This window comes from Rhizobium sp. AN6A, from assembly GCF_900215635.1.
Taxonomy (GTDB): domain Bacteria; phylum Pseudomonadota; class Alphaproteobacteria; order Rhizobiales; family Rhizobiaceae; genus Agrobacterium; species Agrobacterium tumefaciens.
Window position 1 is genome coordinate 258,155 of sequence record NZ_OCNC01000002.1, and the last position, 20,316, is coordinate 278,470.

The window sequence follows — 20,316 nt, forward strand, 5'->3', positions numbered from 1 at the left end:
GAGCCACGCCCGATGCCATCGACCAGCAACAACCGATACCGAGCACACGCCGCGGTCCAGTTTGAAAAGATCGACGACTATATCGAATCGATTGTTGAATCGATTGCAACTCACGACATGACCGTTAGGAAGGCAGGTGACATTCATCATATCCATTCGCCATTCGGCGACGCCACATTCGAGGCGACCGGAAACGGTTTTCGGCTGACGGCAGAAGCCTCCGATCCCGGCGGGCTGAACCGGCTGAAACACGCTTTGGTCGGGCCGATCGGTTTTATCGCCGCCCGTGAAAATTTCGATATTCAATGGGAAGGCGACCATGCAGACCCCGCCTTACCCAACGATCTGCGCATTTTGCAAGTGCAGACCATTGGGGACCTGTCGCCACGCTTTCGCAGGATCGTCTTCAAGGGAGAGAACCTCGAACGTTATAACCGTAAAGACCAACTCCACTGTCGTCTCATTTTCCAGCCACGCGACATCGCCGCACCACGCTGGCCACTACTTGACCATCGCGGGCATGTTGTCTGGCAGGACAATATTGCGGTTCCGACGCGCGTCTATACGATCCGCTTCATCGACACGGCCAGACAAACAATCACAATCGACTTCGCGCTCCATGCTCATCCCGGTCCCGCGACCCTGTGGGCGATGAATGCACGGGCAGGCGATGTCGTCGGCATTCTGGGCCCTGCGGCGAATGGCCCGGCACCGGCAGACTTCTACGTTCTCGCCGGCGACGAGACAGCATTGCCCGGCATCGCCAGAATTCTCGAATATCTGCCGCCGACGGCAACCGGCCACGCCTTCATCGAAGTCGACACATCCGCCGATGAACTGCCACTTTCCCCTTCCAGCGGCGTTTCGATCCAATGGTTGTATCGCAACGGCAGGGGTGCAGGCACAACGACGCTGCTTCACGACGCAATTCGCTCCATTCGATGGCCGGAATGTCCGGCGGGCATCTTCTTCTGGGGTGGATGCGAACACAAAGCATTCAGCGCGATTCATCGTCATCTGAGGAAGGATGTCGGGCTTCCCCGTGACCGCTTCGTGCTCTATTCGCACTGGCACCGGTCCCTCAGCGAGGATGACATCATCGCCAGGGGCGGCGATGCCTATCTGCCTCAGTGAAGAGAATGAGTTTGCTCTTGAAAGGATAAGAACCGCAAGCACCTTGATCCGAAAGCTATCAGACTAGGCTAACTGATTGAAAAAGCTTCAGGCCATTCCTGAGCCCCGTGCAAGACACGCAGTACTCGAACCGTAGCGTCTGTGAGTGTGTACGCTGCTACGTAAGGCGTTCCGCCGATTACAAGCTCACGTGTCCCAGCAATTCTCCCGACTCTGCCACTTGCTGGAAAAATCGATCAGACGACGGACTGCAACGACGATGCGTTCGTCGACCAAAATGACGGCGGCCGGGCTCTCCAACTCGATAAAAGTAAAAATTGCATCGCGATCCGATAAGGCAAATGCCGACCAGGTTAGTCTCAAGACGTCATACCCGCCGCCTTATTGCGTGCAGTCTGTCGACGCTTTTTGAAATGAGCCTCGACTTCATCGTCGGGAATATCCGGTCTTGTATCATTTAGCACCTCAAGCACCTTGGCACGAAACCAAGTATCGTGAGTCTCGCTGCCTGAAAAAAGTTCAAGCGGCAACACGCCCTCGTTGGCGGTTCTCGTAAGCAATATGCGGACCGCGTCTGACACCGTAAGTCCCATACCTTCAAGAACTAGGGACGCCCGGTCACGAATGTCAGCATCGATACGAGTTTGAACGAGCGCATTTGCAGCCATAGCTATCTCCAGATTGATATCTAATAGTAATGCAATTGAATTACAAAATCGTTCGTCTTTGGCCAATCTACTTTTCAAGTGCGATACCAAACTGCGATGATAGCTGCTCAGAAATATAAGCGACAGCAACTGCCTTCGCGATCTCGAAGGTGCCTCCTCCCGCCTTTTTCAAAATAGCGTTGGTATGATCCCAAACGTCTTTGCGTCGGACACTGTCTAGGAACTCGTGGCCGCTCCAACTCAGTCCACGAAAGGTTACTGAAATTGAAGGCTGCTTTTTGATCCTCAACGGCATAAGGAAACCGGCATCATCCAGCAGGTGTAGATGATAATGGATAACGTCGTCACGGTACCCCTCAACGGCAACCTCAGGACTACTCCCCGTTAACAATAGACCGCCGGGGCCATCAATTTCTGTGGTTTCTAACCTAAGCAAAAGCTCTCGGACCAGCGCCATATCGCGCGTCATGATTTCGTATCTCCTGCCCCATCATGTGGAAGCTAGCACACCCGAAAATCTCCTTAAACGGAGGTACCTTCGATCAAAATTGCGCCTCACATATATTCTGTGGAGTAATCTTAGGCTGTTGAGATCTCGTTAACCTCATTCCCTTAGCAAGCCGCCCCCGGGCTGGGCTATAATCTGCAAGGGAAAACCCTTTTTGCGGAACTCACCCCTAGATGTAGCGCCGGCACTCAACAGCACGCTTAACGCTACGCCAACCATGTCGGCAATATGAGAGGCGACGTAAAGAATCCTATAAAGACCACCCTGTAGGCTTTGACGCAAGGCAGGCAGAGCAATGCAGATCGATTTACAAACCCTTTGGTACTTAACCGTCGGAACGCTCCTGGTGTCAGCGTCGCTTCTCCTTTGGGAAAGGCAGGCTCATCCAGGCCGCGCACGCGTGCTAGGTGTTCTGGCCGCGGCACTCTTCGCGTTCGTGCTTGGCTGCATGCTTGCAATGAACCTCAGCCACTTTCCGGTCGCGCTCGGCATGGGGGCGATCAACATCCAAATGATGTTGGGCTACCTTCTGGTTCTTAACGCCGTCGCCGGTCTCGACGGTCACCGGTATCTCTGGTCGTCCGTCGCAGCGCTAAGCTTCCTAGCCATCGCCTGGGCGATCGCTGGCACGCACTTCCCGGCCGTCTTCTGGAACCATGTCTCGTCTATCCCCATCGCGCTGACCTGCGGCCTGACAGCATGGATACTTCTGCGCAGCCGCACGGTCCAGCGATTGCGCTCACGTCCGATCGCAGTATCGATCTCGGCTGTCCATGCCGTGTTCTACCTCGGCCGAGCGTTCATTGTCCCTGTTCTCGTTCAGCGGTACGGGCAAGATATCATCTCAATCGTCGGGAAGGCGACGATGTACGAGGCCGTCTTGTACTCGGTAGCGATGCCGATGTCCTTTCTGATGATTATTCGAGAGGAGGAAAAGCTCCAGCTGCTCCGCATGTCACAAACCGATCAGTTGACCGGGCTTGCAAACCGTCACGCCTTTTTTGAGCAGGCATCTCGGATCCTCAGGGAGCGGCATGGTGACCCCGTCTCACTGCTCGCCTTCGACCTCGACCACTTCAAGGCGATCAACGACCGTCATGGACATCAAACCGGAGATAAGGTTTTGCAGCTGTTCGCCGAAACCGCTCGCGAAGAAGCGGGGCCCGACGCGCTTATTGTCCGGCTGGGCGGTGAGGAATTCGCTGCGCTTCTGCCACGGTGCGACCATTCCCAAGCTCTCAGTCGCGGCTCGGCGATCGCAGGCCGGTTCGCCAAAGCGGCCGCTCGGGCACAGGGCTTGAAAACCCAGGCCACTGTCAGTATCGGCCTTGCGGCACCAGACTGCCACGACCTCACCGAGATGCTTGCAAGCGCCGATGGCGCGCTGTACCGCGCGAAAGCCCTTGGGCGAAATCGCGTTGAGACCGCAAGGCCAAACGAATTGCTGCAGCATCCCCCAGCCGATCCCTTGCATCATCAATTGCGGGTAGTGGCGACTGGGGCGTCCTGATTCGATGTAGCGCTGTTGGACGAGAGCGCCTTGAACGGACTCGAACTATCTCCACCCTTGACAGCCTGCGGGAGGTCGATGTGCTTCGGTGGCCGCCTCACAGCGGTCAGTCCTGCAGGTATCTCTCCGCTAGCCTCGCCCACATCGCGGCGCCAACAGTGAGACTAGCATCGGCAAAATCGTAGCGCGAACTGTGCAGGATTGCGGAGTTCTCTCCGTTACCAAGGCGCAGGAAGCTGCCGGGCTTTTGTTCGAGGTAGTAAGCGAAGTCTTCACTGCCCGGGATCAGCTGGCAAGTCGAGACATTATCGACTCCGATCAATTCCTCGGCCACAGACTGGGCAAATGCGGTTTCGGCTTCGGAATTGACCACAACCGGATAGCCACGGTCGTAGTCGATCTCGATCGTCGCGTCGTGGCCTTCCGCGATCGAGCGGGCAAGGCGGGTGATGCGCGTCTGCAGCAGGTCACGGATCTTCGGCTCGAAGCAACGCACGCTGATGGCAAGCTTTGCAGTTTCCGGAATGACGTTGACGGCCTCACCCGCGTGGATAGTGCCGACCGTGACGACGGCGGTCTGGGTCGGGTCGACATTGCGCGATACAACGGTTTGCAGCGAAACGACCAGATTGCAAGCAACGACCACAGGATCGATCGTCAGATGCGGGCGCGACGCGTGTCCACCCTTGCCCTTGATCGTGATCGAGATGGTATCAGAGGACGCCATAATTGGACCGGACCGCAAAAGAAGTGTTCCCTCTGGCGCGCCGGGGTGATTGTGCAAGCCGAAGATCGCATCGATGGGAAAGCGCTCGAACAGTCCGTCGGCAATCATCTTCTGCGCGCCGCTCGGCTTGCCGGCTTCTTCGGCCGGCTGGAAGATGAGCGTGACCGTGCCATTGAAGTTGCGTGTGCGAGCAAGATAATCGGCTGCTCCCAGAAGCACGGTCGTATGTCCGTCATGACCGCAGGCATGCATCGTGCCCGGCACCTGACTGGCATAGGAGAGCCCTGTCTCTTCCAGGATCGGCAATGCGTCCATGTCGGCGCGAATGCCGATGCTCTTCTTGCCCGATCCGACCGTCAGGCAAGCGACGACGCCATGCCCCCCCACATTGCGGGTCACTTCGAAGCCATAGGATTGCAGCTTGTCTGCCACGAACCGCGCCGTTTCGGCTTCCGCGAAGGACAATTCGGGATGGGCATGCAGATACTGGCGGATCTCTGTCAGTTCAGCCTCAACGGCGTGGAAGTTGGAGACACGGGCGAACTGATTGTCGTTGAGCATAAAATCCATCCAGTATGTTCGAAAAAGAACACCGGCGCTGTGACCGGCGTCAAGTTGGGGAGACTGTCAAATGTGGAAGAGGCCTAGAGAAACCGCGACAGGAAGGCCTGTGTGCGCGGATGTTGCGGATTGCCGATTACATCTTCGGGCGTACCCATCTCGACAATGTGTCCACCGTCCATGAAGACGACGCGGTCGGCGGCCTCACGGGCAAAACCGATCTCGTGGGTGACGACAATCATCGTCAGACCTTGGCTGGCCAGATCGCGCATCGTCGCCAGAACCTCGCCGACAAGCTCGGGGTCAAGCGCCGAGGTCGGTTCGTCGAACAGCATCAGCTTCGGCTTGATCGCCAGTGCGCGGGCAATGGCAACGCGCTGCTGCTGGCCGCCCGAGAGCTGACGCGGATAATTGTCCGCCTTCTCCGACAGGCCGACACGCTCCAGCAGACGCCTAGCATTTTCGATCGCTGAGGACTTCTGCTCCCCGTGCACGCCGACCGGTGCCTCAATGACATTCTGCAGCACCGTCATGTGCGGGTAGAGATTGAACTGCTGGAAAACCATGCCGATCTTGCGGCGCTGGCGGGCGATACCATTGGACGAAAGCTTCTCCAAGCGATCCTTGCGGAGACGATAGCCGATCTGTTCGCCATCAACCTCGATAAAGCCTTTGTGAATGGACTCGAGATGGTTGATGCAGCGCAGGAAGGTAGATTTGCCCGAGCCGGATGGGCCAAGAATGACCACAACCTCTCCCGGCATGACATCGAGATCGATGCCCTTCAACACTTCAAGCTGGTCAAACTTCTTGTGGACGTCACGCGCTCGCACGAGGGGCTTTAGTGTAGTCTCACTGGTGCTCAATGACTTGCCTCCTCAGCAGCGGCTGGCTTGGTTGCGGCCCCGTTTCGGCGGTCACTGCGGCCGTAATAGGCCTCGATGTAGCTTTGACCAACATTGAGGATCGAGGTGATGAGCAGATACCAGATGACCGCAACCATCAGCATCGGGATGATCTCGAATGTGCGGTTGTAGATCGACTGGACCGAGTAGAGCAGATCCGCCATGGCGATCACGCTGACCAGCGAGGTTGCCTTGATCATGCTGATCAGCTGGTTTCCAGTCGGCGGTACAATGGAACGCATGGCCTGCGGGATGATGATGCGCCAAAGCGCGCGGGCCTTTGTCATGCCGAAGGCTTCAGCCGTCTCTGCCTGCCCGCGATCCACGGACAAGAGGCCACCACGGATGATCTCCGCCATGTAGGCGGCTTCGTTCAGAGCAAGGCCGACGATCGCGGCCGTCATCGGCGTAATCACCGAATTGGTGTCCCAGCTGGCAAGCGTCGGTCCAAACGGAACGGCGATCGACAACTGCGGAAAGAGTGTCGACATATTGTACCAGAAGATCAGTTGAACAAGCAGCGGCGTGCCACGAAAGAACCAGATGAACAACGAGGCAAACGAGCTTGCCAGCCGGTCGTTCGACAAGCGGGCAATCGCGATGATCAGGCCGAGAACGGTACCGATCGCCATCGCAACGACGGTCAGGCCCAGGCTGATATAGAGACCGCTGATCACCGTCGGATCAAAGAAGTACTGCGCAACGACCGGCCAGCCGAAATTTTCGTTGTGAGCGACGATCCATGCGAAATTCGTCGCGAAGAGTACGATGATGATCCAGAGAACCAGGCGACCCGGCCTGAAGGGAGTGTGGGCGGTGGCCACATCCCGGAAGTCGGCACCACCCGAAGGCGGTGCACTCATATTCGGAATTGCACTCATTTCGGCAGCTGGCCCCCGAGGTTGATACCGGGCTCGGTCAGCATGTTGTTCTCGAGGCCCCACTTCTTCATGATCGTCGCATAGGTGCCGTTGTCCACCAGAACCTTGATCGCGTCATGCAGCACGGGTCCGAGCACCGAACCCTTGGGAACCACGGCGCCCTGATAGAGGTCGTCAAAGCCGTTCTTCTCGCCAACGCCCGAAAGCTCGAGCTGGCCGTTGGCTTGAGAAACGAAGTAGGTGAGCGGTGCCTGCGAGGAGAAGAAGGCGTCGGCGCGCTTCGAACGGACAGCCAGGATCGAGCTTGGTTGGTCGGTGTAGGACTGCACTTCGACGGGGTCCTTTCCATCCGTTTTGCACTTTTCGGACTGGGCCTGGATCACCCGCTCGGCAGATCCGCCGGCCATTACGGCGATGCGGGTGCCGCAGGCGCTGTCGAGCGATGCAATGCCCTTGGGATTACCCTTCTGAACCGCGAATACCACGTATTCCTTGACCCAATCGACAAAGTCATTGGCTTCTTCACGGCTCTTGAAGTCACCGACGGGACCGAAGGCGAACTGATAGCGGCCGGAATTGATGCCGGCCAAGAGGGCCGGCAGGCCGCCAACCGTGGCGTGTTCGATCTTGACGCCCAGAACCTGGCCAAGCGCCTTGGTCAGATCCTCGCTGGCCCCGCTCATTTCCGTGCCGGTGACGATCTCATAGGGAGGAAACGAGCCGTTGTTGACGGAAATCATCTTGCCGTCGGCGCGGATGTTTTCCGGCAGGCGGGCGCGAAGCTCTTCATTCACGGTCTGCGCGGGGATGGCGGCATCCTCGGCAAGAACAGGGCCTGCCAGCATGATGCTGGCGAAAGCGACGGAAGCGATCAGTTTCGAATGCATTTCATTCCCCTTTTATTGTTCGACTGCTGGTGGTTTTTCTAGAAAACGTCGTAGGCGCGCTCAATGCGAGGCGGTGTGGCGCGGAAACAGTTCAGCCGGCGTCAACGGGCGCTCTAGGATCTTCTGGTCATGGAGTGCCTGGGCGAAGTCGCGGATCATCGTCTCGTTCGCGGCCATTCCGCTCCTGTTCCACGATGGTGGCAGGTCGGCCGCACATCGCCGCAGTTCATCGATCATCCAGGGCGTTGTATCCGCGTACTTCTCGCGTTTCTCAAGCCAAAGGCGCTGGGATTCATCAATGAGTCCGCTGAGCTCATCCATGATCCAGGGATGCTCATCGACGATGGTCGCCTTGAAGCCGATCAGATGCATGCCCGGGACGTAGCCGGCATCATGGAAATAGGCCACTTCGGCGTTGCGATAATCCTCAAGGACCGGACGGAACGGTGAGTCCTGATCAAAGAAGCCCTTTGGCATGAAAGGCGTAAAGATGGCATCGAGCACGCCCTCCTTTAACAGGTCGACCATCGGGCGTTCGCCAGGGGCGGCCTCGATGCGGCCGGGGCGTCCAAAACCGTCGAGTCGATCGACAATCGGATGCGCCTCGGTCAGGCGACCAGCATACCACATGGCATCCTCCACGCCGACGCCCTCACGGTTGCAGGCGGCGCGGGTCCAGGTATTGCCCGAATCGCGCCAGCCGGTAACGCCGATATTTTTGCCGGCAAGCTCCGGCAGGGCCCGGATCGGGCTGTTGCGGGTTGTAATGATGCATCGGTGGCGAAAGCCACGCATGATGAAGTTTGGCATTCCGACAACGCTTGTATCGCCATCGTGGCAAAGTTGGGCATAGCGGCTAAACGACATTTCGGCCGCGTCGTGCAGGTCGTCATTGGCGATGTTGGACACCAGCGTGCCGACCCGATCAACGACGATTTCCAGTCTCGGCGATGCGACATCGCCAAGAACCAGCGGTGTCACATAGTCCCAATCACGGAGGGCAAGCCGGAGTTTTATAGGCATTTGAATGCTTCCAGAATCCATTCGATATCTGCAAATTAAATGTTCATTTTCTTGATAACAAATGTTATTATGTTATTGAACATTTAAAATGGTGAAAAAATGAACGTGCCTATTCAAGCGGCATTTATTGCTGAAAAAATAACTGACCGGACAACTCGCGGAATAGCGTTGGAAACCAGTGCCTTGATCCGCGCGGGTATCTTGTCTGTGGGAACACGGCTGCCAGCGATCCGCGATATCGCTTATGAATTGGGCGTTAGCCCCGCAACCGTGTCCGATGCCTGGAGCGAGTTGCGCCGTCAAAAGATTATTACTGGAAGAGGAAGAAATGGCACCTGGGTGAGTGGTGAGCGCTTTGTCTCCAAGCCAGAGCGCCTAGCGAGTTCCGGGAATTACGGAGACGGCTTCCTTGATCTTACGCTTGCCATTCCCGATCCGCGTCTGCTTCCTCCATTGGCGGAAGCTATGGCGCATGGCGCATCGGCGACCGGCATCAATAGTTATGAGCGCAGTCGGATTGTTCCCGAGTTGCAATCCGCCGTAGAGCGTCATTGGCCTTATGTGCCGGAAGCATTTCTAGCGATCAATGGCGGTTACAACGCGATATACACACTGCTGCATGCGCTGGTTCCATCAGGATCAGCGGTGGCAATCGAAGATCCGACCGCCATGCGCCTGCTCGACATCCTCGAAGACCATAGGGCGATGATCGTTCCCGTTGTCTGCGACGAAAATGGGCCAACGCCGGAGTCGCTGAAGCAAGCGATGCAACATCGCCCCGCCGCCTTCATTTTCCAGCCACGGATCCATTCAGTAACCGGACGTTCGCTGAATGAGACGCGTCTCCAGGCGCTTGGTGATGTTCTAGAAGGAACAGACACCCTGATCATCGAGGACGATGGAACAGCTGACATTTCTCCATGCGTTCCCCTGTCGCTCGGTGCAAGATTTCCGGACCGAACCATCCACATCGTGTCCTACTCCAAGACGCTCAGCCCCGATTTGCGGCTCGCTGTATTGTCCAGCACGGCGGCTATCGTAGAACAAATTCAATCCTATCGAAGCTTCAGCGCTGGATGGACCAGCCGTGCCTTGCAAGGCGCTACCGCCTGGCTGTTGGGGCAGCAATCGACATGGGACACGTTGGCGTTGGCGCGCGAGCGTTACCGTGAGCGTTGCGGTGGGCTTGCAACTGCCTTGCGCGCCCGAGGAGTCGATGTTGCTGACGGTTGTGGACTTGCACTTTGGGTGCCAGTCGCCTCTGAGGCGTTCGCTATGGTAACGCTCGCTGCGCGTCGCATTGCAGTCAATCCCGGATCTAAGTTCTCCACCTCGCCGATCAACCATATCCGTGTCGCCACTAGCACATTGACCGATCGCACAGATGAGGTCGCTGATGCGATCGCACTGGCACATCGGCTGTAGTAGCGAGACTGATGGCAGCACCAGTTTCCAACTTCGTCTCATCTTCAAAATTTCGAACGCAGACATTCGCTCTTCGTCGCCTAATGATGGTAACCGGTGTTCTGGTCCCACGTTGCTCGCTGCCGCCTGATCTGTGATCGACATTCCATGGATGAAGAACGGGAGTTTCTCCATGGAGACTACATTGGAGTTTCTCGCAACCAAGAAGCTTGGACGTGAGGTTACCGACACGGGCGGCGCGAGTGATCATATCTTCGGGCTCTTCGCCTTGATCGGAAAGCGGTTGAGGTCTGTCAGTCCAGGCTTCATCCGCCATCCCGTCGCTCACTACATGACGGACAGAGTGACGGGATGGTCAAATTGCTGGTTCACTTTGAATCGAAAGTGGAGCGAAGCAGATGCTGGCTCCGAGGCAAGTCGAGCTGCGTGATGACACCTTAGTGAACAAGCGCCGTATCGTCCGTCAAACGGTGATTGAGCGGACCGCTGCTGACGACGGTTTCTTGGCGCAACGGTTGCGGCGACTAGAAACGAGAAAGAAAAAATAATCGAGCGCCAAGCGCGAAGGGCGGATCAAGAATGCGGACCACCCTCAAACGCAGCTCCAACTGCCATCATGATCAAAGATGCGCTGGGTAAGCTCCCCTTGTTCGCCATCCAAGGATTTTCAGTGGGAATCTCTGACGTTGCGCAAGATTTCATGTAGGTGAAAGGTTACTCCAGCTGCTTTATGGTCCAGCATTGAAGCGGCCTACTTATCGTCAACAACCATATTTACCGCATCGTTTAACGGCTCATGGTCGATATCTGTTCCGTCATCTGCTTCGTTTTGATTGTCCAGCCACTGCCCTGCCCAAACACCGGCTTCATTCGCGTCTACGCTTACAAAGGGTTTATCAGAATCCAACGCTTGCGATACTGAGGCAAGAAATTCTTCCCACTGCTTGCTACCCCTAATCACCGACGGGCAGTTTTTTCCGGTCCAAAAATTGTGCTGTTTAACTGCATTAATTTTCCATCCGAACTCTTTAAGGATTCCCGCGACCAGTCCGGCAGCTCGACGATTTGCTAAAGCTTGATCATTGTCTGAGTTCATGCAGATTTCGATGCCAATACTCGAACTGTTTGCGGCGGCACCAGCATGCCAAGCCTTTTCGGTGAGCGGTAGGTGCTGGATCACGAATTGGTCGTCCACCGTGAAATGCCATGAGCATTTAATCGTCTCGCCGTTGTGAACGTAGGATCCAACCTCACTTAGAAACTTAGAGTGCGCCTTGGCGTTGGCACCCTTCCGAGAATTGTCAGTATTGTGGATAGTCACTGAAGTGGGTGAAATACGGTTACCTGGGCGATTGGGCCGCCCCACTGGAATGAAGTCCTTAGTTACTTCGCTTGATACTGCCTTATCCATCAATATCTCACCCCAAATATTTTAGATAACTTATAGTTGCACTTTCCTAGATTCTGTCAAGGAAGAAATATGAGCGACCGTATTCACCTTGACTCGATCCAGAGTGGGAACATAATAAGAACAAACCTTACGAATGCGGCCTCCATCAACGAAAAATAAGCAGATCGAGGATAGTCACGTCCGCCCAGAATTCCAAAAGCCGGAAGCCGATCCGGTGGACCACATCATCGCATGGCATGACGGAGATAGTCGCGCCGCCAATGAGACGCTCATGGATGACATTCTGCATCTGAGGATGCAACTCGCTCTGGCAACGGCTGCGATGGGCACAGGATTTACGAGAGGATGCAAGCCAGACGCCGATCTCGATGCCCGGTGAGGGAGCGTACTTGCTGCCGGACTACGGCGGCGAACCTGTGGGCGTCATATGTGAGGAATGCGAGATTTCTCGCAGGATATAGGAGGCTTTCGCTTGTCCATCGATGTTCGGCAACCACCGGTCCAGTTTGAAAAAAGCTTTTTGGGTTGCATTCTTAACTAAAGCCGGGTTTTTTGGGGCCTGCAATTCAATTTTCAGTTGACGAAATCATGCGGTTTGTTTTCGGGGGCGAAATGGATCAGCACAATATTCCCAGCGGGTCGCATGTTGCAGGCAGTCGGCTTTCTCTCGTCGATGTTCGATTGCGAACTCAAGTAAGCTAGGAACATGTTACACCATTGAGTTTGGAGCGCTTAAGTGGAAACTCCCTCGCGCACGAATGTCTACGCTCAAAATCTCACGAAAAAGCTGTCGCACTAGCTGTGCGGAAACGCCATGGAGTTCGCCTGATTGAGGGGCGGCGCGCCAGCCAATCACTTGGCGAGACGTCCAGTTTGGCATTATAGCTACTTAGAGTTTCAAGCAGGCCAAAATAGTTCGCCAATGAATGCTACTCGGCGATAGGATTACGCAGTGACGGAAGATTCAATCATCTTGTTAGAGAGAAAGTTCATTAAGGCGTCTGCCGTCACGTATTTTGCAGCTTATATTGCCGGAAGCTTGATATCGGCACTTGTCTGGTTCGGAATTGACCACCTCAATGCAGCGGAGTTCTGGATGCTTTGGCCAGTAAACTTGCGCTACATCAGCCAAATAAAAGAACATTTTGGCAGCGTCGACGGCTGGAATGGCTTTTTATTCTCTAATTACATTATCAGTTCGTTAATGATCACGCGGATGATCTATCTTTTTTCAGTGGAGCTCTCAAAGCCCCCCGATAGCTTTACTTGGGGAATTACTAAAGTCCATCTGATGGTCATGCCCTTCGCGTTCATCGCTTTATTTTTTCCCTTCCGAGAAGGGCCACGATCCTACGGAATGACGTTTTATTATGGTCCATTCAGCAACTCCCTGATTAGCAACTTTCTCGTTGCAACCTTTTATTTCGGCATCACAGACCCGGTCGTGAAGTTCGTAAGCTGGCTGAAATTCTCCTTTTATCCACGAGGTATTTAAATGGCCGAAACACCGAAAACGAAATCGGAAAATGGCTGGAATCTCTACTCCAAGAGAATATCTCCCATTGCAGACGGCCCCAAACCGTGGCGCGAGACGCCATACCCAATCCCGACGCTCAGGCCATGGAGGAACAGGCCGCTCCGCAGTTCAGGAGTGTTGTTCCGGGCGGGAATGTGCAGCGGCTGCAAAACGTTGTTTACCCCCGCGACGATTGCTCTCGATACAACAGAGATAAATGTTGATGGAGTTATGCGTCCACTGTCGCCTGGCATGGCGGTCTCAGTCGAAATCAAGACCGGCACTCGGCGGATAATCGACTATTTCTGGTCACCGGTCGCGCAAGTGGCGTCTGAGGCAATGCAGGAGCGCTAGCAGTTCTCCAGTGGTGATCACGGGCCGTGCGTCTGATCGCTTCGCGAGGCGCTCCCTGCGATGGAACGTCGATTGCTGTGAGCCTAAAGCTTAGAGCGTATCGCCATCGAGATCCATCGCCTTGAGCCAATAGGAGACATCGTTACCACGTTCCGGAGATCAGTCTAAAAAACCAAGCTGCACTGCGTGGGAATCGTGCTGCAAACTTCCAGTAGCTATTTCTAAGATATTGTACGCACCGCCACTTCGTCGACAGCATGAGGTAGTCAAAATGTGTGAACCGGAGGACTGATCGTGTGCGATTGCGTAACGCTTCCTCTACCTCAGTCTGGTTTTGCGCTAATGCGCGTCCGAGCGTGACGCCGTCCCAAACAGCCAAATTAAGGCCTTGGCCGCCAACGGGAGATTGTACATGGGCCGCATCCCCAATAAGCCATACGCGATCTATTCGTGGCGAAGGCACGCGCCGAAGGGAAACTCGAAACTCCCTTTCATAAAGCAACTTGGCATCTCGAAACATATGAGAGAGCCTCAAGGCCACACCCTTCGCATTCACTATGCCCTGAATGACCCCTCGACGAGGTTGTGAAAGAAAGAGGCCAACCCCATCTGCTTGCAGAAACAGTTGCGCTTGTGTGTCCTGCGGCCACTCCTGGGTCTCTATCTCGGCTACCGACCACTCTTCGGGATAATCACATCCGACGAACGGGACGTTCAGGAATGTTCGGACTGCGCTCCTGCTCCCGTCAGCGGCGACAAGCCAATCGGCCTCGATGACTTCCGTCTCATGGCCGTGACTTACAGTAGCTTTAATTCCATCGGCATTCTCCACTACGCCTATGAATGTTCGGCCGTACTCAACCTTTACACCATAAGAGGCCAAGGCATCTTCCATGGCCTGCTCAAGCATGGCCTGCGGATAAAGATGCGCGGGCGGTTCGCCATTTACATTCGGAACCCGAATATCCGCCACCAAGCTCGCATCGTCGTGAAATATGAAGCGCCTCAAGGGTATGGCTTCCGAGATCACCTTTTCGGTTATCCCAAAATCCGCCAATTGGTTCCAGACGCCTTGAGCGACCCCAGTCGCCTTCTGCACCGATACCCTTGAAACTCTCTTCTCAATTATCCTGACGGCTACTCCGAGACGAGCGCAACTGAGTGCGCAGGCAAGGCCGCTCGCGCCGCCACCGACGATCAAGACCCTTGCGAAGTGAACCATGGTAACCCCGACGAGTGATCCAACACGTCTCCGTGTCAGCCAAGCAAGATTGCTGCCATAGCTTTACCAGCAGCATATCGTAGCCAATCAAATTCTTCATTGTGATACAAGCGTCATGGAGATCGGCGCTATGTCCGAAATGGGCTGAGAGGCGTCTTCCGCTTCGCGCCAATTGCGGACGATCAGGTATGCCGTCATCCTCCGCTTACAGTGAATTGAAGGGACGACCTTGAGCGACATGCTTGCGAAAGCTATTCGGACAGCAGCAAAAGGAAGCGGCTGGTCCGTGAAACGGGATGTGCTTTCAAAGCGCATGGATGACCACCTCCTCGCCGTCCATCCCCGAAGGGGATCGATAGGACGGATCGAGTTCCGGGCGAAGCCAGCCGCTTGGGACCGCATGTTATGGTCAATCCTGCAGATTGAAGGGAATGATCTGCAGCCAGCGAGCTTTCATTTCACCGGAGCCTTCACCTGCGACAGTCCCGCACTACTTCAGCAAGATGTGGAACCATCTGCACCAAATGAGCAATTTGCTCGCGAGATGGTCCAGCTTGCGGAGCGCATCCCGCGTATGGTGAGCCTGTGGCAAGAATATGATCTAGCCCGCGCTATTGCAGACGAAACACCGCAGGAACCATATCGCTATCATATGACCCGTGTTGTGGAGCGCATCTGTTGCCGAGATCGGCAAACTGCATGTGAAATATGTGATGCCGCATTGCAGGGAGAGCTGGACCTGCGAGGCTTTTTCTCTTCGACCGACAAGTTGACACAACCGGACGCGAATGGACGCAGGCAAAGCCTATCGTTCTTCGATCTGGCGCGGCTATGGATGGGCCGCCACTGACCGCAATGGGCCAATCACGGCCTTGGCGTTGGTGCACCAACTGCGATCTTCCGCTTCGCGCCAATAGGAGACATGATTGCACAATTCGATATTGTCGTCTTTCGCCCTTTATTTCGGCCACTCGGAGTTTACTCACAAGTTCCCAAAAGCCGCTATAAGGTGCCGTGAACACGACCGTTTGCGAGACCTTCCACCACGTACACTGTGGTGGAAGCAGACCGCTTCTCAGTGCAAGCGGCCTTCCGCGCCTATGAGTTTATTAGCCTCGATCAAACATCCTCCGCCGGCGCACGTGCTGCCACATGCGTGTACAGAGTAGCACGAGAGGGTGCTTGCGTAGCCATCCGTTTACGAATCGGTGGCTGTGGGCAGCCATTGGAGTTTCAGTCTTGCTCCAGGTTGTAGTCGTCAAGTTCGGACCGCTGAACGTGGCATTTGGAACACTCCCCCTGCCGCTCGAACAGTGGCTCGTTTGCATAGCCATCAGCAGCAGCGTCCTTTGGTTCGGCGAGGTCTGCAAATGGGTGCTTCGGCGCTGGGACAGATGATACAAGTCACCTACCCAGCCGCACAACACCCGACCAGCCAACAAGAAATCGTCGCCTTGAGTAGATTCGAACTCAGGACCTCGCGCTGGCGCCGACATCAAGGTCCAAGGGAAGTATCGCCCTGCGAGGGTCAACTAACCTCGGTTCCAAATCGTGCCACCATCGCCCTCAAGAGTGATAGCTGTGCCGTGGGGTATGGACCGCGCCGCCAGATCCTTCATCATCTCATTTGCCAGTGCTGACCGTGCCGGAACCGGTACGATCCGCTCATGATAATTGGACCCCTCCAACAGGTCGCCGCCAATGACCACTGGAAGTAGGTCTATAGACTTGAGGCGACCCTCAGCGTCGAAATGACACGTGGCAATCACGCTTTTCCAGACGTCGGGATCGGTCCAAACGACTTCGCCTTCCTCCAAATGAAACAGGAAGTTGCCAAGACCAAAGAAGATCGGCGCATCACGATAGATTTCGATCGGCTGCAGCACCGGTGCGCCATGGCTGACAAACGCGCCGGCGCCTGCATCGATACAGGCGCGGGCGAGCGTCTGAACCCAGCCAGGAACCTCGCGCCAGCTCGGCTCCCAGTGATGATGATGGAGATAGGCGATGACGAACGCACCTTTGGCGGCCGTCTCGCGGATCGTCGAAAGATGGATGTCTAGACTTTTCTCGTCCACCAGTATTCGCCGCTGGTTTTCCTCGGCACGGCGAAAGACAGTACCGTAGAAATCCATATCCTGTGCATCGTTGAGAACGCGCGGATCTTCCGGCTGTGTGTAATTTGCCCGCTCCATGGGGGTGCTTTGAAATGTCTGCTGGATGCCGGCCAAGAACCCAAACGTCGCGGCATCGACGTCAAAATGCCGCGAGACGTCGAGATGGTTCACACCGGGCCTAGCCGGTCGCCTCGCCGTCGCATCGGCGGCATACATGTTCGAGGGTCCCGGTCCCGCATCCACGGCGACAAGCGCCACCTCCCTGTCGCCGAACATCCTGGTCCCTGGCAGGCGCGCATGGGCGGCGTCGACGCCGATACCCGCATGCAGAAAGTCCCTCGCTGCCACTTCCTCCAGGGTCGATAATACGCCGGGAGGCCCCAGATCGAAGGCATGATTATTGGACAGCGCCAGCGCGTCGAAGCCGATATCCTTCAACGTATTCAGCACGACCGGGTCGGAACAGCCGAAATAGAAGCCCTTCATGGGCCACCCGCCATGCCGGCCATAGATCGTCGTCTCCAGATTGGTGAAGGCGATATCGGCCCGACGGATCACCTGCTTGATCTCGTCGAAGCCGCTGTCGACGACCTCTCTGACATCGTGATGAATGAGGGATTGGCCCGTCAGGACGAGCGTGAACGGCGAAGACATGATGACAAACCTAAATGGTGGAAGGAAACAGGCGGCCAGCAGGGCCGCCCGGAACTATCGTGAGAGGGTCACTTGGGAAGCTGCGGCGCGATATCCATGCGGAACCACTTCGTGGCGATCCGGCTGATCGCGCCATCCTTGATGCTGGCTTCCAGCACCGCATCGAAAGCGGCGGTTAGATCGGTATCGTCCTTGCGCAACCCGATGCCCACACCCGGACCCCAAGTGCCACCGGAGAGCTGTGGGCCGAAGAAGTCCACATCCTTTCCATCCGGCGTCTCGATAAAGTCTCGCCAGACGAAATAGTCTCCCAGTCCACCGTCGACGCGTTGGGCGACGAGGTCGAGCTTGAGGTTTTCCTGGCTGTCATAGCTGCGCACTTCGGCGATGTCGCCGAATAGCTCCTTCACCACCGCTTCGGAATTGGATGATCGAAGAACGCCAAGTGTCTTGCCGGTCAGACTTTCCCGCAATTTGGCGACGGCCTCTTTCTTGGCGTCATCCATGTCTGTGAGGTTGAGCTTTGCCGTGACGTCGCCATGCTCGAGCCCCAGGTTGCGGCGCATAACGATCTGGTTCGGCCCGACGGCGTAGGGCTTGGAGAATGCAATCGATTTCTTGCGTTTTTCGGTGATGGACATGCCTGCCATGATCGCATCGTATTTCTTCACCAGCAGGCCCGGAATAATGCCGTCCCAGTCCTGCGCCACGAAGGTGCATTCGATCTTCATTCGCGTGCAAAGTTCCTTGCCTACGTCGATGTCGAAGCCGACGAGCGCACCGGTTTCGTCAATATAGTCCCAAGGCGGCGATGCGCCTTCCGACGCAATGGTGATAGCCGTGCGCTGCCCGGCCTGGCCCAGGCCCGGACCGAGCACGAGCGCGGCCAGTATGAAGCTCAGATGTTTTCTCATGTTCATTCCCCTTTTTCTTGGTTGAGACGCGAAGGATGAGCGGCGTAGCACCGCACAAGACTGTCCCTGAGGCCGCAACTGACGCCAACCTCGTCGGTATTCCAGGCCGCTGCGATCTCTGGCAGCGTGATCCGGGATGTACCCGAATAGCCGAGCAGGATGGCTTCGTCGCCCAACTTGATGTCGGGGACGTCGGTGACGTCGATGCGAAGATGTTCAAGATGGGCAGGAGGCACGATCGGCACACGCCGCCCGCCAACGATCGCTGCTGATCCAGGCGCGAGCCGGCGTGGCACCCCATGCCCCCAGCCGATTCCAAGGACCGCGAGACGCATGGAGGCTTGATAGCCTGGCAGACGCGGAGTAGGCCCCAAGCTGTCGTCGCACTGTTTGAGCGCAATGATCCGCGCCTTGATCGCCGACAGGGCTGGGCGCGTGACCAGATCACGCCCGCCAGGTTGCGGGCACGCCACGCCGAACAGAAGGGCGCCGGGATCTACGGCGTCGAAATCAAATTCCGGATGCCTCATCATGGTGTCACTGCTGGACACCATGACGGTTGCCGGCAGACGCCCGCTTGCTTTCAGCCGTTCGAGGATCGGCGTGAGACGCGCCACCTGTTCGGCTGCAGACGAGCCGGCCTCGCCGAATTCGCTGAGATGTGCATAGACCCCGTCCAAGGTGATAGCAGGTTCTGTCGCGCACAGATCCAGCAGACGCTCGAGACCGGCAGGCGCGACACCGGCACGCCAGAAGCCGAGATCCACCTTGACGAAAACTCTGAGCCGCACACGGGTCAAAAGCCAGCGCCGCAAGTCTTCCTCGCCAGAAATCGTAATGGTCAGGTCGAGATCCCGCACTAGATCGACCGCCTTGGGGCCAATACCGGCATACATCAGGATCTGCGCTGCCGGTACCGCCTTGCGCACCGCAAGGGCGTCGCGAATGGACACCACGCCAAAGGAGTCGACACCCTCGGTGGCGAGGGTCGCGGCCACCTGGCCTGCGCCGCAGCCATAGGCATCCTGCTTCAGGCAAGGCAGGATCCTGGTCGTCGGACTAACGACGGCCCTGATGGCGCGGTAGTTGGACGCGACGGCGGACAAATCGATCTCGCGCCAGGCGGTCTCGCCGGCAAGAATGCTGTCCTGACGGAGACTAATGTTCATAGCGCACCTGCTTGAGAACTGCGCGGCCGGCACGGGCCTTCGTCCGCGGAGTACCTGTCAATCGAATCTCCAGCGCTCGCAAGAAACGTGTGAAGATGATGGTGAGGCTGAGATACAGAAGGCCCGCGGCGATGAAGATCTCGTACGGAGCAAAAGTCTCCGCAACCAGCTTCCGCGACAGCCCTGTTACTTCAAGCAGCGTGACGGTGCTGGCCAGCGAGGTTGCTTTCAGCATCCCGATCACTTCATTGGCGTAGGAGGGTAAGACGCTTCTGAAGGCGATGGGAAAGACGATCCGGCGCCTGATCTGCATCGGGGTCATGCCGACGGTCTCGGCCGCCTCGACCATGCCGGGCGACACCGCTTGAATGCCGCCGCGGAAGATTTCTGTCATGTAGGCGGCGCCGTTGAGCGAGAAGGCAAGCAGGCAGCACCAGAAAGGCTCGCGCAGGAACACCCAGGCGAAGCTCGCGCGAATAAACTCTATCTGGCCGAGGCCGTAATAGATGATGAAGAGCTGGACCAGCAGCGGCGTTCCGCGAAAGACGTAGGTGTAGACGAGAACCGGGAGGGAGAACGTTTTACGTGTGGATGCGCGCATGAAGGCAAGCGGAACCGAAAGAGCCGTACCGGCGCCCAGGGAGGCGAATGTCAGCAGCAGGGTCAGCGGAATGCCACCCGCGAGCATGATCGTACTGTCTAACAGGAGTGCGATATCCATGGTGTCGCT

The 20,316-nt window shown here is 56.4% G+C and carries 20 protein-coding genes and 1 pseudogene; 7 read left to right on the forward strand and 14 right to left on the reverse strand.

The window, feature by feature from the left end:
- Positions 1 to 12 precede the first annotated feature (12 nt).
- Complete coding sequence (locus CRO62_RS02550; protein ID WP_097099069.1) at positions 13 to 1,134, forward strand: siderophore-interacting protein; 1,122 nt, start codon at positions 13 to 15, stop codon at positions 1,132 to 1,134.
- 68 nt (positions 1,135 to 1,202) lie between these two features.
- Here the strand turns inward: CRO62_RS02550 and CRO62_RS02555 are convergent.
- The 3 genes and pseudogenes from CRO62_RS02555 to CRO62_RS02565 all read right to left on the reverse strand — a co-directional run bounded on the left by CRO62_RS02555 (position 1,203) and on the right by CRO62_RS02565 (position 2,271).
- Positions 1,203 to 1,497: pseudogene (locus tag CRO62_RS02555) on the reverse strand (type II toxin-antitoxin system RelE/ParE family toxin).
- Complete coding sequence (locus tag CRO62_RS02560) at positions 1,494 to 1,802, reverse strand: type II toxin-antitoxin system RelB/DinJ family antitoxin (RefSeq protein WP_097099158.1); 309 nt, start codon at positions 1,800 to 1,802, stop codon at positions 1,494 to 1,496. The pseudogene CRO62_RS02555 and the gene CRO62_RS02560 overlap by 4 nt, the downstream one beginning before the upstream one ends.
- A gap of 67 nt (positions 1,803 to 1,869) precedes the next feature.
- Positions 1,870 to 2,271 carry a DUF2513 domain-containing protein gene (locus CRO62_RS02565; RefSeq protein ID WP_097099070.1) on the reverse strand — a complete coding sequence of 134 codons (402 nt, stop codon included), beginning with the start codon at positions 2,269 to 2,271 and terminating at the stop codon, positions 1,870 to 1,872.
- Between the two features lie 334 nt (positions 2,272 to 2,605).
- Between CRO62_RS02565 and CRO62_RS02570 the strand changes: the two genes are divergently transcribed.
- On the forward strand, positions 2,606 to 3,820 hold the full coding sequence (locus tag CRO62_RS02570; RefSeq protein ID WP_097099071.1) for a sensor domain-containing diguanylate cyclase: 1,215 nt from the start codon (positions 2,606 to 2,608) through the stop codon (positions 3,818 to 3,820).
- Positions 3,821 to 3,926: 106 nt separating this feature from the next.
- On the opposite strand, the gene CRO62_RS02575 is transcribed toward CRO62_RS02570, so the two are convergent.
- The 5 genes from CRO62_RS02575 to CRO62_RS02595 form a co-directional block, all read right to left on the reverse strand.
- Complete coding sequence (locus CRO62_RS02575) at positions 3,927 to 5,108, reverse strand: M20 aminoacylase family protein (RefSeq protein ID WP_097099277.1); 1,182 nt, start codon at positions 5,106 to 5,108, stop codon at positions 3,927 to 3,929.
- A gap of 83 nt (positions 5,109 to 5,191) precedes the next feature.
- The gene (locus CRO62_RS02580) at positions 5,192 to 5,974 is read right to left on the reverse strand and encodes an amino acid ABC transporter ATP-binding protein (protein ID WP_097099072.1); all 783 of its coding nucleotides are present in this window, start codon (positions 5,972 to 5,974) and stop codon (positions 5,192 to 5,194) included.
- On the reverse strand, positions 5,971 to 6,894 hold the full coding sequence (locus CRO62_RS02585; RefSeq protein WP_097099073.1) for an amino acid ABC transporter permease: 924 nt from the start codon (positions 6,892 to 6,894) through the stop codon (positions 5,971 to 5,973). Before CRO62_RS02585 ends, CRO62_RS02580 begins: the two co-directional genes overlap by 4 nt.
- Positions 6,891 to 7,781 (reverse strand): ABC transporter substrate-binding protein, encoded by an 891-nt coding sequence (locus CRO62_RS02590; protein WP_097099074.1) that lies wholly within the window; start codon positions 7,779 to 7,781, stop codon positions 6,891 to 6,893. Before CRO62_RS02590 ends, CRO62_RS02585 begins: the two co-directional genes overlap by 4 nt.
- A 60-nt stretch (positions 7,782 to 7,841) precedes the next feature.
- A complete protein-coding gene (locus CRO62_RS02595) occupies positions 7,842 to 8,804 on the reverse strand; it encodes a nitrate ABC transporter substrate-binding protein (RefSeq protein ID WP_097099075.1) in 963 nt (320 codons plus the stop codon).
- A gap of 99 nt (positions 8,805 to 8,903) precedes the next feature.
- On the opposite strand from CRO62_RS02595, the gene CRO62_RS02600 reads away from it, so the two are divergent.
- Positions 8,904 to 10,229 carry a PLP-dependent aminotransferase family protein gene (locus tag CRO62_RS02600; RefSeq protein ID WP_097099076.1) on the forward strand — a complete coding sequence of 442 codons (1,326 nt, stop codon included), beginning with the start codon at positions 8,904 to 8,906 and terminating at the stop codon, positions 10,227 to 10,229.
- 751 nt (positions 10,230 to 10,980) lie between these two features.
- On the opposite strand, the gene CRO62_RS02610 is transcribed toward CRO62_RS02600, so the two are convergent.
- Positions 10,981 to 11,640, reverse strand: coding sequence for an N-acetylmuramoyl-L-alanine amidase family protein (locus CRO62_RS02610; RefSeq protein ID WP_097099078.1), 660 nt, complete (start codon positions 11,638 to 11,640; stop codon positions 10,981 to 10,983).
- Positions 11,641 to 11,854: 214 nt separating this feature from the next.
- On the opposite strand from CRO62_RS02610, the gene CRO62_RS02615 reads away from it, so the two are divergent.
- Both CRO62_RS02615 and CRO62_RS02620 read left to right on the forward strand, forming a co-directional pair.
- Entirely contained in the window at positions 11,855 to 12,019 is a 165-nt protein-coding gene (locus tag CRO62_RS02615) for a dehydrogenase (RefSeq protein WP_373694507.1), read from the forward strand.
- A 573-nt stretch (positions 12,020 to 12,592) separates the two neighbouring features.
- Entirely contained in the window at positions 12,593 to 13,135 is a 543-nt protein-coding gene (locus CRO62_RS02620; protein ID WP_097098690.1) for a hypothetical protein, read from the forward strand.
- 517 nt (positions 13,136 to 13,652) lie between these two features.
- On the opposite strand, the gene CRO62_RS02630 is transcribed toward CRO62_RS02620, so the two are convergent.
- Positions 13,653 to 14,771, reverse strand: a complete 1,119-nt coding sequence (locus tag CRO62_RS02630; protein ID WP_323688302.1) for an NAD(P)/FAD-dependent oxidoreductase — start codon at positions 14,769 to 14,771, stop codon at positions 13,653 to 13,655.
- Positions 14,772 to 14,961: 190 nt separating this feature from the next.
- Between CRO62_RS02630 and CRO62_RS02640 the strand changes: the two genes are divergently transcribed.
- Positions 14,962 to 15,582, forward strand: a complete 621-nt coding sequence (locus CRO62_RS02640; protein ID WP_143539359.1) for a hypothetical protein — start codon at positions 14,962 to 14,964, stop codon at positions 15,580 to 15,582.
- Positions 15,583 to 15,884: 302 nt separating this feature from the next.
- Entirely contained in the window at positions 15,885 to 16,130 is a 246-nt protein-coding gene (locus tag CRO62_RS02645) for a cation transporting ATPase C-terminal domain-containing protein (RefSeq protein WP_236765669.1), read from the forward strand.
- 134 nt (positions 16,131 to 16,264) lie between these two features.
- Here CRO62_RS02645 and CRO62_RS02650 read toward each other — a convergent pair whose 3' ends face one another.
- The 4 genes from CRO62_RS02650 to CRO62_RS02665 all read right to left on the reverse strand — a co-directional run bounded on the left by CRO62_RS02650 (position 16,265) and on the right by CRO62_RS02665 (position 20,307).
- Positions 16,265 to 17,503 (reverse strand): CapA family protein, encoded by a 1,239-nt coding sequence (locus CRO62_RS02650; RefSeq protein WP_097099081.1) that lies wholly within the window; start codon positions 17,501 to 17,503, stop codon positions 16,265 to 16,267.
- 68 nt (positions 17,504 to 17,571) lie between these two features.
- Positions 17,572 to 18,417: a transporter substrate-binding domain-containing protein gene (locus tag CRO62_RS02655; protein ID WP_097099278.1), complete on the reverse strand. Its 846-nt coding sequence runs from the start codon at positions 18,415 to 18,417 to the stop codon at positions 17,572 to 17,574.
- Positions 18,418 to 18,419: 2 nt separating this feature from the next.
- Entirely contained in the window at positions 18,420 to 19,586 is a 1,167-nt protein-coding gene (locus tag CRO62_RS02660; RefSeq protein WP_097099082.1) for an alanine racemase, read from the reverse strand.
- Entirely contained in the window at positions 19,576 to 20,307 is a 732-nt protein-coding gene (locus CRO62_RS02665; RefSeq protein WP_097099083.1) for an ABC transporter permease, read from the reverse strand. Before CRO62_RS02665 ends, CRO62_RS02660 begins: the two co-directional genes overlap by 11 nt.
- Positions 20,308 to 20,316 lie beyond the last annotated feature (9 nt).